The organism is Photobacterium sp. J15, from assembly GCF_963870815.1.
GTDB lineage: Bacteria > Pseudomonadota > Gammaproteobacteria > Enterobacterales > Vibrionaceae > Photobacterium > Photobacterium marinum.
Window position 1 is genome coordinate 693,185 of sequence record NZ_CAWMUI010000001.1, and the last position, 11,918, is coordinate 705,102.

General features: G+C 49.2%; 12 protein-coding genes. 5 read left to right on the forward strand and 7 right to left on the reverse strand.

Annotated features, from left to right (window positions below; genetic code table 11):
• Positions 1-163 precede the first annotated feature (163 nt).
• Positions 164-1,009 carry an NADPH-dependent 7-cyano-7-deazaguanine reductase QueF gene (queF, locus tag AACQ93_RS03420; protein WP_064602210.1) on the reverse strand — a complete coding sequence of 282 codons (846 nt, stop codon included), beginning with the start codon at positions 1,007-1,009 and terminating at the stop codon, positions 164-166.
• A gap of 63 nt (positions 1,010-1,072) precedes the next feature.
• Between queF and syd the strand changes: the two genes are divergently transcribed.
• Positions 1,073-1,627 carry a SecY-interacting protein gene (gene syd / locus AACQ93_RS03425; protein ID WP_064602213.1) on the forward strand — a complete coding sequence of 185 codons (555 nt, stop codon included), beginning with the start codon at positions 1,073-1,075 and terminating at the stop codon, positions 1,625-1,627.
• A 3-nt stretch (positions 1,628-1,630) separates the two neighbouring features.
• Positions 1,631-2,404: a Zn-ribbon-containing protein gene (locus AACQ93_RS03430; RefSeq protein WP_064602216.1), complete on the forward strand. Its 774-nt coding sequence runs from the start codon at positions 1,631-1,633 to the stop codon at positions 2,402-2,404.
• A gap of 96 nt (positions 2,405-2,500) precedes the next feature.
• On the opposite strand, the gene AACQ93_RS03435 is transcribed toward AACQ93_RS03430, so the two are convergent.
• The 4 genes from AACQ93_RS03435 to AACQ93_RS03450 all read right to left on the reverse strand — a co-directional run bounded on the left by AACQ93_RS03435 (position 2,501) and on the right by AACQ93_RS03450 (position 6,803).
• On the reverse strand, positions 2,501-2,773 hold the full coding sequence (locus tag AACQ93_RS03435; protein WP_064602218.1) for a hypothetical protein: 273 nt from the start codon (positions 2,771-2,773) through the stop codon (positions 2,501-2,503).
• Positions 2,774-2,803: 30 nt separating this feature from the next.
• On the reverse strand, positions 2,804-3,034 hold the full coding sequence (locus AACQ93_RS03440) for a DUF2789 domain-containing protein (RefSeq protein ID WP_007470858.1): 231 nt from the start codon (positions 3,032-3,034) through the stop codon (positions 2,804-2,806).
• Between the two features lie 2,399 nt (positions 3,035-5,433).
• Positions 5,434-5,736, reverse strand: coding sequence for a DUF3301 domain-containing protein (locus tag AACQ93_RS03445; protein WP_064602221.1), 303 nt, complete (start codon positions 5,734-5,736; stop codon positions 5,434-5,436).
• 23 nt (positions 5,737-5,759) lie between these two features.
• Complete coding sequence (locus AACQ93_RS03450; protein WP_064602224.1) at positions 5,760-6,803, reverse strand: DUF3549 family protein; 1,044 nt, start codon at positions 6,801-6,803, stop codon at positions 5,760-5,762.
• A gap of 113 nt (positions 6,804-6,916) precedes the next feature.
• On the opposite strand from AACQ93_RS03450, the gene AACQ93_RS03455 reads away from it, so the two are divergent.
• The 3 genes from AACQ93_RS03455 (at position 6,917) to AACQ93_RS03465 (ending at position 8,583) form a co-directional block, all read left to right on the forward strand.
• Entirely contained in the window at positions 6,917-7,237 is a 321-nt protein-coding gene (locus AACQ93_RS03455; RefSeq protein WP_064602227.1) for a YqcC family protein, read from the forward strand.
• A gap of 3 nt (positions 7,238-7,240) precedes the next feature.
• Positions 7,241-7,981 (forward strand): tRNA pseudouridine(65) synthase TruC, encoded by a 741-nt coding sequence (gene truC, locus AACQ93_RS03460; protein WP_064602230.1) that lies wholly within the window; start codon positions 7,241-7,243, stop codon positions 7,979-7,981.
• A gap of 137 nt (positions 7,982-8,118) precedes the next feature.
• Positions 8,119-8,583, forward strand: a complete 465-nt coding sequence (locus tag AACQ93_RS03465; RefSeq protein WP_064602233.1) for a flavodoxin — start codon at positions 8,119-8,121, stop codon at positions 8,581-8,583.
• A gap of 113 nt (positions 8,584-8,696) precedes the next feature.
• Here the strand turns inward: AACQ93_RS03465 and AACQ93_RS03470 are convergent, their stop codons facing one another.
• Both AACQ93_RS03470 and glnD read right to left on the reverse strand, forming a co-directional pair.
• Positions 8,697-9,077 carry a DUF3461 family protein gene (locus AACQ93_RS03470; RefSeq protein WP_064602235.1) on the reverse strand — a complete coding sequence of 127 codons (381 nt, stop codon included), beginning with the start codon at positions 9,075-9,077 and terminating at the stop codon, positions 8,697-8,699.
• Positions 9,078-9,232: 155 nt separating this feature from the next.
• Positions 9,233-11,851 (reverse strand): bifunctional uridylyltransferase/uridylyl-removing protein GlnD, encoded by a 2,619-nt coding sequence (gene glnD / locus AACQ93_RS03475; protein ID WP_064602238.1) that lies wholly within the window; start codon positions 11,849-11,851, stop codon positions 9,233-9,235.
• Between the last annotated feature and the right edge of the window lie 67 nt (positions 11,852-11,918).

Below are 11,918 nucleotides of genomic sequence, written 5' to 3' on the forward strand. Positions count from 1 at the left end.
CCAGCAAAGTACTCGAATTTGCTGAATTTAATCAGCAGAAACAATGTGTTTTTTATTACTTTCGCAGCAATTTGGGCAGGAATATCAACCGGGAGAATATAACAATCCCGCTTCCCCTATAAAGGGAATAGCGGGATTTGCAGGATGCAGGAATGGTTCCCTGTTACTGACGAGCCAGGCGATCGTTGTTGCTTGGCGTCTTACCCTGATTGGTACGGTACGGGTTGATATCCAGACCGCCGCGACGGGTATAGCGGGCATAAACGGTCAGCAGTTCCGGCTGACAGTATTTCATCAGGTCAGTGAAAATACGCTCAACGCACTGTTCATGGAACTCATTGTGGTTACGGAATGAGATCAGGTAGCGCAGTAGTTTTTCACGGTTCAGCTTTTTGCCTTTGTATGAAATTTTAACGCTTCCCCAGTCCGGCTGGCTGGTGATCAGGCAGTTCGATTTCAGCAGGTGGCTGTTCAGCTCTTCAGTTACAATCTCACCTTCAGCGGCACCTTCAAGGTGATCCGGGTTGAAGCTGTAGTCAGTAATTTCAATATCCTGATCGTCGATGCAATCACCGGCGAAGTTGGCAATTGGCTGACCATCGAAGTCAGACAGTGGCTGGATAGTCACATCGACAGTGGCACCGGCACAATCACTCAGATCTTTTTGCAGGATATCAGCGATTTCCTGCCATGAAGCAAAGCGGGTCTGGTTGAAGCTGTTCAGGTAGAGCTTGAACGACTTGGATTCAATCAGGTTCGGGCTGGATGCCGGCAGGCGAACTTCACCGATCGCCACTTGTGGCAAACCTTTGCTATTGAGCCAGGACAGTTCATACAGTGTCCAGATATCATAGCCGGTAAATGGCAGGTCTTCGCCCAGGGCCAGATCATCACGGTTCAGGCTGCGAGGTACCGGCTGAAGAAGTGATGGGTCATACTGATCTTTGTACTCGGTATTCTTGCCGAGAGTTAAACCTGCTAATTCTTTAGCGTCTTTATATTTGCTCATACTGTCCTGGACACACTTGGATTAGAATGTGCAAAGTTTACTTAATCTTTAATGAGGTTGCGAATGAATCATCCCGTTGCGGACGCGTTATTTGATTTCTCATCCCGCTTTTTGCAAGCATGGTGTGATGCAGGTCAAGGTTTTCCACAAAGTGAAGATTTGGTGGGGCTGGTATCACCATGTGTTGAACAGGATTCTGGGTATAAAGTGACATGGAAGCCGGTCAAACGTGATCCCCAGGGCGATCTGGCGGCAGTTGAAAGAGGGATAGAGCTTCGCCTTCACGAAGATATTAAAGTGTTTTACGGCGCTCAGTTCAGTGGTGACATGGCAGCCAGTTTCCGTGGTCTGGAATTCGACTTGCTTCAGGTCTTCAGTGAGGCAGATGAAAAGCGGTTGCAGGAAAATATTCTGGGTCACCTGGTGATGCAGCGTCGTTTGAAACAGAAACCGACCGTATTTATCGGCGTGCTGGATGATGAAGATAAGGTGATTGCTATTTGTAACCTCACCGGTCAGGTTATTTTGGAGACACTGGGTAAGGATAGCCGAGAAGTGCTGACTGCTGATGTCGAAACCTTCTTGCAGGAACTACAGCCTGTTGTGCGGGGATGCTGACAGATGTATGTGGTTGAATTGCAATTTGAGTGTTTTGATAACACGACGGTGTCGGCTGTCGACATGGCGGTTAACGGTTTGCTGGATGCTTTGCGTTACAACGGCCAGATCTTAGGCCGTGAGTTTCCGATTGTTATGGATGAAGGGATGTTCCGGGTCAGGGTAGTGTGCCCAGAGGAAGAAAGTCTGCATCCACAATTTCATAGTGACAGTGTTAAAGCCTGTATGAATCGCCTGAGCCAGGCCTGTTTGCTGAGCCCTAAGATTAAGGTACTGGGCCGGGACATTAACTCGGAAGCGGCGGCGGAAGAATTTTCACCCAGCTGGCAGGTGATTTATACCACTTATGTTCATACCTGCTCGCCGCTGCGCTGTGGTGAAACCCTGATGCCGATCCCGCTGTACCGGATAGGTCCGACGTTAAATGGTGATCATAAAGCTGTCGTGAAGTGGCAGACAGAGTGGCAGGCTTGTGATGAAATTCAGATGGCTGGTGGTTGTCAGGCGGAACATGCGGCACTGCATGAAATTCGTGATGTTGACAGTGATTTGTTCCGCCGTGGTTGGGATTTACGTGGCCGGATTGAATATATCACTAAGATCCCGACTTATTACTACCAGTACCAGGTTGGTGGAGAAAGCCTGGAGGCGGAGAAAAATCGCCCGTGTCCTAAATGTGGCGGTGAATGGCACCAGAATGAACCTTTACACGGCATCTTCCACTTTAAATGCGATAACTGCCGGATAGTTTCTAACTTATCCTGGGACTACCAATAATCTGATATGTCAGATAAACAAACAGGGCACGGCTTTGCCCTGTTTGTCATCCTCTTTAAACCTGAACCATCAGCGTTGACGGTTGAGAATGTATGCTCAGCTGTTTTCAAGCTGCTCAATGCGGGCGGTCAGTGCAGCGACCTGCTGCTCAAGCTGTTTGACCCTTTCTTCCATGCTGATTGTTGGCTCTGTCTTTTCTATTTTCGGTACTTTGGCGTTTTTCTTCCATGCTTGCAGTGCTTTGATGATCAGCGGCATGGGTAAAGGGTCGGCAAGGCGGGATTTTATCAACGCAACTGATGGTTCCTTTCCTTCTGCAACCAGTGAGTTGATGGCCTGTTCCAAAGCCTGAGTAATTTCTGATGACATAACGCTTCCTGACGTTGCTGGATGTTTTGGCTATTTTCGTAGCAAAGCATCCAATTGATCAATAACTTCACACCAGTCGGCGTCCTGCTCTTGGGATTCTTTGAGAAATCGCTTCTGTGAGGGTTGCCAGAAACTGGCTTCTGTGAGTTTCTCATGCTGATCCAGGTGGTGCTCGCTTAGGAAAGATTCGATGAATTCTTTGGAGTTATTTAGGCCTAACTGGCTGAATAAGCTGGATAGGTTGTGATTGAACGTTTCCATGACTTGCTCCATTTCCGTTGTAAAGACTGGCTGATATGTTCCTAAGTATAGAGAGGATCAAGAGGGGATAAAGTCACGATTAGGCCCGAAGCAAGCGCATATTTTCACTGTGTCATGTGATGTGAGCCCGTTGTATTTTCTTCGTTGAAGGGCTTCAGGACTCATATCTCTTGTTGCTTTGTGCGAGATCTCTTACAAAGCCGTAAGACATATTTGAGAAAACGGTAGGATAATGGTTTAGCTTTGATATTAAGTGTTTGTTTTTTTTAATGCTTTTGTTGCGTTTGTCAGGCTGTGGGGGAAATTTAATTATTTCCCGGGCGTTGTTCCGGAGAGGAGAAAGCGTAATATGAACCTTGTCGGAAGGAACTGACGGAACGGAACAGGAACTAAGAGCCAGGGAATTGGCAGTCTCAGGAAGAGGCCGGTGTATCAGGAAGATATATCGAACAAGGACTGTGAAGGGAACAGCCGAAGGGATCGGTTAGCAGCAGGCAGGAAGTTTGCTGGTCAGGAAGACACAAGGACCACTTCAGGAAGAAGTCAGGGACACCGCCACGAAGGACGAAGAGAGTCAGTACAGGAAAGACTGACGGGTCAGGAAGGCCTAAGGACCACTTCAGGAAGAAGATTAAAAGGAATATGCTGACGGATTCCAGCAATTCAAAGGAATGATGCAGGGAGCATCTTAGTAGCGGGAATGCTGCATGTAAGACCTAAGGGCGCGACGAAAGTCGCGCCCGTTCTTTTTTGGGCTCTAGCTTTATATCTGTTCAGGCCGTTCGTATTATCTTCGCTTAATACAATTAGCATAAGTATTTGATCATTATTGCTGGTTAAAATCACCTATTATGGCGTCAGTATTTTTGTAATTAACGCCACTAGTTACTGCAAATTCTTCCTTTTTCTAGGCGATTTTTCCTGCGCAATTAACCTAACACTTACTTATCCCGATTGGTCTAAGTGATGTTTTCCAGATAATCAGGTTCGCCACACTCACTTTATTCAATTAGTTTATTTACATAGTGAATTGTAAATTGATAGACGATAAGTTTGCTGATTTATCACTATTTAAATTTTTCCTCTAGTGCAACCGCTTCCCAGATATCGCCTATAGTTCTTGTAAGAGATCTCTTACATTGGTGTGGGATAAATTCTTAGGACAGGATCTTAAATCACTGTTCACTTCCTTTTTTGTTCTTAAAATACAAATGCTTATACTTTGATTTTGTTAGTGAATGCTTTCGCTGATTAAATATGTCGACTTCGTCGCATTGTTTGCCGATTTAAAGCGAGTAATATCGATTGCGTCGAAAGGAAACGACATCAGGGATTTGAACAGGTCGCAGGACGTGGCTTTCCTCAGGATGGGGAAATACTCAGGAAGAGAGTGAGTTGGCGTGGATAGCCGACTGACAAGGATGGTAAAGGACACGGTAGGGATATCGTCGGCAGACAGGATGTTTGTTGGTCAGGAAGACATAAGGATCACTTCAGGAAGAAGTCAAGGACACCTCTGGGACAGAGGCAAGGAACACTTCAGGATGAAGTTAAAGGACACCTCCAGGATGGATGAGAGAGTCGGAACAGGATGATTCGACGGGTCATGGAACCACCGAAGGACAACTCTGGGATAGAGATTAGGGATTACCTGAAGGAAACAGCATTATCAAGGATTGATGCAGGGAGCAACATAGTAGCGGGATAGCTGCAAGTAAGACCTAAGGGCGTGACGAAAGTCACGCCCGTTCTTTTTTCACATCCAGTAAAACGTCCTTTTCCGCCATTATCCAACTCATTTGTGCGAGATCTCTTACAAACTTGTGGGATAAACCGGAGATATCAGCAAGTAAATAACTTTCGTACTTGCATAAGTAATTGTTTTTAAAGTGTTTGTATCACCTTGTTCTTGTTTGACATTCTTCTGACAGAGAAAGAATGACCGGATGGTGGTTCTGTTTGGGCTCGAAAAGCGTAATCTTAACTGTGTCGGAAGGAACTGACGGAACGGAACAGGAACTAAGAGCCAGGGAATTGGCAGTCTCAGGAAGAGGCCGGTGTATCAGGAAGATATATCGAACAAGGACTGTGAAGGGAACAGCCGAAGGGATCGGTTAGCAGCAGGCAGGAAGTTTGCTGGTCAGGAAGACACAAGGACCACTTCAGGAAGAAGTCAGGGACACCGCCAGGAAGGACGAAGAGAGTCAGTACAGGAAAGACTGACGGGTCAGGAAGGCCTAAAGACCACTTCAGGAAGAAGATTAAAAGGAATATGCTGACGGATTCCAGCAATTCAAAGGAATGATGCAGGGAGCATCTTAGTAGCGGGAATGCTGCATGTAAGACCTAAGGGCGCGACGAAAGTCGCGCCCGTTCTTTTTCTATATCCCCAAAATACATCAATCCGGCATATGATGCGGCGGAACATAAAACTGCATTGGCCGAAATCCTTTCATCACCACATACCCCTGATAAGAGTCATGACCATCAGCGGAAAACTCAAACAGGTACACAGTGTGCCACTGCCATCGACCTTCACTGTCTTTGAGCTTGTGTTCGCCTCTGGCAATCGCCAGTAATTGCAGGTTCAGGGTGTCACAGCGTTGTTCTATGAACTTCTGGGCAAACTCAGTTTGACGGCGTTGTTGCCAGAACAAGTAGCCCAGTAACGCAAGGGCCAGAATGCCCAGTAAGTTATCCATCTCTTACCTCTTTTCAGCAGGAGTTAAGCCTGCCCACGGGCGTGTTGCTGCAGTTTGGCAATGGCGGTAACCAGTGCTGGATTGGCTTCACTGTGCAGGATTTGCAGCATGATGCCACGCAGAACGGGTAGCATCACCAGGTCGGCAAACAGTTGATTGAACAGGCTCTGATCTTCTGTTTCTGCCAAGCGTAGGAGGAACTGGCTGGCGTTCTCAATGTCGGTCAGGCCATTCCAGCAGCGCCCGGCGATCGCAACCAGAATTTCAGGGTGGCACAGTGCCGGTTCTGACAATAGTTTTTTCAGTTGTCGGTTCAGTAGCTGATTGTCGCTGCCTGAAAGGGCACGGATCAGTGCGGAAATCAAAAACAGATCCGGTTCTGCTTTTTGGCATTCTTGCTCAAGGATTTCGGCGATGCGTTCACCAAGCGTTTCAGGCAGTTCACAATGTTCCAGGCAGCCCAGCAGGGCGTAGAGCGGAGTCATCGGCAGATTGCTCAACGACTTACGCAGCAGGGTTGTGTTATTTTCTTGCTTCATTCGGGCACAAACATCAGCCAGGCCTTGCAGGCCAATGCTTTGCCATTTGTCCCAGCCGAGAGCACCGGTCAGGTAATGCTGTGCATGTTCATAGTATTGGCTGGCAGGGAGGGATAATTGCTGGCGAAGCTGGGCGTGGAAAATCGCCATTTTGTCGTCGTTTGGCTTGAAGGTATAAGGGTTAGCGGCAAGCTTCTCCTGCTCTTCTTCGGTCGGGGCACTATTGAGGGTGGCACCCATCGCTTCTATGACATACTTGATAAAGTCACCGACAGCGGCCTGTTTCAGCAGCCCCCGCTCGTCCAATGGTAAGCGCAGGAACCAGATCCATGGTGCATTACCTTGTTGCCAGAAGGAAATCGACAAGTGGGCGTGCTGCTGTAGCGGCCATGGATAGGGTTGACGGTTATCTTCAACCGCTTTGAATTGGTTGATGTCGATTTCGCACACGCGGCGGCCAAGATCAAAAATTTTATACTGGCAACCAGCGTTATCCAGCAGTTCGGTCAGGGTATGAAATTTATCCATGGACATGATGCTTACTCTTAAATGATTCCCCTGATTATATGGACTCCGCGCTTAAGATGGTATCCTTGCGCGCTTTATTGCTGGTATTGATAAACCTTGTAGGGAGAAAAACGATGGACAAATACCATCAGACCCAACAACTGCTGGAGCAGCTAGAAGCAATCATGCGTGAAGCCTGTTTGTGGGAAAACACCTCTCCGGAGCCAGCTGCGTTGGCCAGTACCGAGCCGTTTGCGGTCGATACGCTGACGTGTGCCCAGTGGTTGCAGTGGATCTTTATCGCGCGTATGACTCAGTTGGTGCTGATGCAGGCTCCGCTACCAGCGCAGTTTGCGATTTCTCCTTATGTTGAAGAAGCGATGAAAGAGCTACCGGGCAGGGCGTCAGTGTTGGCCGTTACCCTTAAATTAGATGATCTGTTTAGAGCCGAATAAGCCATGGAATTAGAAATCCTTTATCAAGACCAGTACCTGGTTGCTGTTAATAAGCCGGCGGGTATGCTGGTGCACCGTTCATGGCTGGATCGCCACGAAACTCAGTTTGTAATGCAGACGCTGCGTGATCAGATCGGCCAGCATGTTTTTCCGCTTCACCGTCTGGATCGCCCGACATCCGGTGTTTTGCTGTTTGCGCTGTCGAGCGAAGTGGCTTCACAAATGATGCCGAAGTTTGCCGGTCGTGACGTGAAGAAAACCTACCACGCCGTAGTACGCGGCTGGATTAAAGAAGCTGCAGTGCTTGATTATCCGCTGAAAGAAGAGCTGGATAAGATCGCAGATAAACATGCCGATCAGGATAAAGAAGCCCAGCCGGCAGTGACGGCGTATGGACCTTTGGCGAAAGTAGAGACGGATATTGCCGTTGGCCGCTACGCAACCAGCCGTTACACCCTGGTAGAAATGAAGCCGGAAACGGGTCGCAAGCACCAGCTGCGTCGTCATATGCACCATCTCAGCTACCATATTATCGGTGACGTGAACCATGGCGACGGTCGTCATAACCGCAGCTTCAGGGATAATTATGATTGTCGCCGTCTGATGTTGCATGCTTCCCGCTTAGAGCTGGAGCATCCGATCACCGGTGAACAGCTGGATATCCGGGCTGGTACGGATGAGGCATGGAATCGGGTTATGACTGCTTTTGATTGGCCTCTGTCTATGATGGCTCCGCAAGACTAGTTCTGTTCGTCGGTCTGGTTCTTCCTATGGCTACAACATAATAGCGATCTCGCTAGGCGTTTGTTTTATTTGCATCTTGCCAGGTATGCGACCACAGTAAGAAGAAACGGTTATCAGTAATTGCGAGGCAGGAAGCTATGGCTGTAGGGAAAAAGATAGGTGTTTTTGTCGGTACTGTGTACGGCGGCGCAGAGGAAGTGGCTGAAGCCGCAGTAGAGAAGTTGGTGGCGAGCGGGCATGATGCCCAACTTTACCCTGAACCTCAGTTTGATGATTTTATCCGGTATCGGGAAAATGTGGTGCTGGTGGTGACATCTACCACCGGAGAAGGGGAGATCCCTGATAATCTTATGCCGCTTTATCTGGCCCTGAATGAGCAGTTTCCTCAGATGCCTGAACTTAATTACGGTGTGATTGCATTGGGTGACTTGAGTTACGGCGAAGAACGCTTTTGCGGTGGGGGGCGTCAGGTCGATGAACTGTTGCAACAGCTTCAGGCCAAGCCATTGATTCCTATTTTGCGGGTTGATGCCTGTGTGAATTTTGATGCGCTGGAAGTCGCTATGCCCTGGCTGGACGAATTTGTCAGCCGACTGGGATAACTTGCTTGCTCCCTCGGCTATCTCGCACTCCTGGTTCACTGTGGTGGTTTTCAGGAGTGCGATTTCTATTTAGCTAAGTTAGTTATCTGTCAGCTGTTTTCTTCTAGCGCCCGCTATTTCAGTTTTTCCAAATCAGCTTCGATTTCGGCAATCTTATGTGTGACGACCTGTTCCAGATGGCGCAGATCATTGAGGATTTTCTTCTTCACATCGACTTCGGTGTGCTTTCTTTGAGTTAACTGATCAAGTTCGTCGATGATAAAGGTAAGGTTGCGGTTGATCTCTGTGATCTCTTTGTATTCCCGGTTGCCGCTGTTAATAACCACTGATTTGTGGTGGCGAGGGAATTTGAATTTGACGCTTTTGGCAAAGAGTTCACCTTTCTGGCGGGCAAAGTAGATCTTGAGGATGTCATTAGCTGCTTCTTGACGCAGGCTGTAACGATCAATGGTTTCCGGGTGTTCGATACCGATACCGGTGAGGTGTGGGTACATAGGGACCTCATTATGCTGGCTGCTTTTGCTATTAATGTAGCAACTCCGAATGGTAACGTCCCTCTGTGGCACCTGAATTGTGGGTAAGATCTAACTTCTCCCCCGAGCTGTTTTTGTTGCTTCGGGAGAGACGTTTCACCTTCTATCTAGGCTGATTATCTGGCCGCATCCAGTCGTTCGATTAAGGCAGTTTTAAGTTGTTGTTGCTGCTCATCGGTCAGCTGGCTGCCTTCTTCGTTAACCAGGATGAAGAAGTCTTCAGCCCGCTCGCCAATAGTGGTGATTTTGGCCGCTTGCAAGCTGATGTTCTGGCGGGCAAAGACCGAGCCGACTCTCGCCAGCAGTCCCGGCATATCCAGTGCAACCAGTTCCATCATGGTTTTCTTGCCAGTTTTGGTCGGTAGGAAATCAACCCGGGTTTTGACATTGAAATGCAGCAGTTTGCGCGGTGGCCGCTTTTTCTTACGCTCAGACTTCATTTGGGTCAGGGCTTTAATTAGTGCGCGGCGGACACTGTTATGTCGGCCTTCGCTCAGGGCTTTGCCGCTAGGGTCGAGTACCATGAAGGTATCCAGCGCATAACCGTCTTTACTGGTCATGATCTGGGCGTCATGGACACTGAGGTTTTTCTTGTCGAGCTCGGATACCACAATCGCAAACAGTTTGGTTTTATCCTGGCAGTAGACGAAGACTTCGGTACCACCGCGGGTTGGCTTTTTGCTCAGGAGGATCAGCGGCATTTCCGGATCGTCATTAGTCAGGATCGCTTCGGCATGCCAGGCGATTTGTTTGTGGGTATGACGCAGAAAGTAGTCGGCCTTGAAGCGCTGCCACAGTACATCAATTTCCCGTTGGGTAAAATTGTGACTGCGAAGGATCGCCGAGGCCATTTGCTGATTGTGGCGGATCCGCTCGCGAACATCAGGTGGATTTTCCAGGCCGCGGCGCAGGGCTTTTTGAGTCGAGTAGTATAGTTCGGCCAGCAGGGTTCGCTTCCAGCTGTTCCAAAGCTCCTGGTTGGTGGCGCAGATATCAGCCACGGTCAGGCAAATCAGGTGATCCAGTCGCTCTTCATCTCTTACTTCTTTGGCAAATTCAGCTACGACTTCAGGATCATAAATATCCCGGCGCTGCGCTGTTACCGACATCAGCAGGTGCTGGTTGACCAGCCATTTAACCAGATTGGCTTCAGGGCGGGACAGTCCGTGCTGAATGCAGAAATCGTAAGCCTCAGTAGCACCGAGTTCGGAATGGTCGCCGCCGCGGCCCTTGGCAATGTCATGGAAAATAGCAGCCAGGATCAACAGTTCTTTTTTTGCGATCCGTGGATAGATCTCGCAGCAAATCGGATGGCGCTGGCGGTTTTCGGGATCACTGAATTTCTTGAGGTTTTTCAACAGACGAATGCTGTGCTCATCCACGGTATAGACGTGGAACAGGTCAAACTGCATCTGGCCGACAATTTGACTCCATTGCGGCAGATAGGCTGAGAGGACGCCGTGGCGATGCATCAGGCGGAAGGCTTTGCTCAGTACATTAGGTTCGCGAACCAGTTCCATGAACTTCTCGCGGGCAGCAGGAATATCGACCAGAAAGCGGTTCAGGCGGCGTCGGGCTGTGCGCAATTGGCGCAGGGTCGGTGCGGCAATACCCTCGATTTCCGCATTGCGCGCTACATGCAAGAACATATCCAGGATGGTTTCCGGCCGGGCCTGAAATAGCGCAGGCTTGGTGGCTTCGATCAGATGACCGCGGATCTGGAAGTCATCGTCAAGCGGTGTGGCTTCTGTTTCCAGTCCGTTGTTAAGAATGGCCTGGTCGAACAGTTGCAGCAGCATTTTGTTGAGCTCTGAAACCCGGCGTAGGGTGCGGTAGAACTCTTTCATCATCATTTCAACCGGGCGGTTACCTTCCCCAGTGTAGCCAAGCTGATGGGCTACCGATGCCTGATGTTCGAAAGTGAGGCGATTGTCGTAGCGGCGCAGTTCGCTGTGCAGGGCAAAACGGATCCGCCACAGTGAGTCCTGGCATTCGGCCAGCTCTCGGTATTCGGCATCGGTTAGGAAGCCAAATCGGCTCATTTCGAGCAGGTTGGTGGCGCCGAAATGGCGACGGGCCACCCAGCTCAGGGTATGGATATCACGCAGGCCGCCGGGGCTGGATTTAATGTCTGGCTCAAGGTTATAGGTTGTATCGTGGTAGCGGGCATGGCGGGCTCGCTGTTCTTCAACTTTGGCACGATAGAATTGCTCGCTGGGCCAGAACTTACCGGAATTAACCGTTTCTTCAAGGTGCTGATAAGTCTCGCTGCTGCCACAAAGCAAGCGGGATTCTTGCAGGTTGGTAGCAACAGTCAGATCTTCCAATCCAATCTTAATACAGTCCTCAAGTGTGCGGACGCTATGGCCGACTTCGAGCTTCAGATCCCACAGCAGGGTCAGGAATTCGCTGACTGTTTTGCCGGTAGCATCATCCAGTTCATTCTGGCTGAGTAAAAGGATATCGACATCAGATAGCGGATGAAGCTCGCCTCGTCCGTAGCCGCCGACGGCAATTAGCGACAGTTCGCTGACTTTATTCAGCCCGAATTGCAGCCATAGCCGTTGCAACAGCTCATCAATAAAGGCTGAGCGGGCCTGCACCAGTTCAGTTACCGGAATGTGGGCGCTGAACTGCTTTTTTTGTAATTCAGCAAACTGGTTGAGCTCAGTGCGTAGTTGCTCTTGAACGATAGATGATGGTTGTGCTGAAGATGCGGGAGAGGTGTTTGTCATCGCAGTCCGTGCCATGTTGAGTCGGTGATTAGTTACTACTATAACCGTAATGCGATGAAATTAGGAA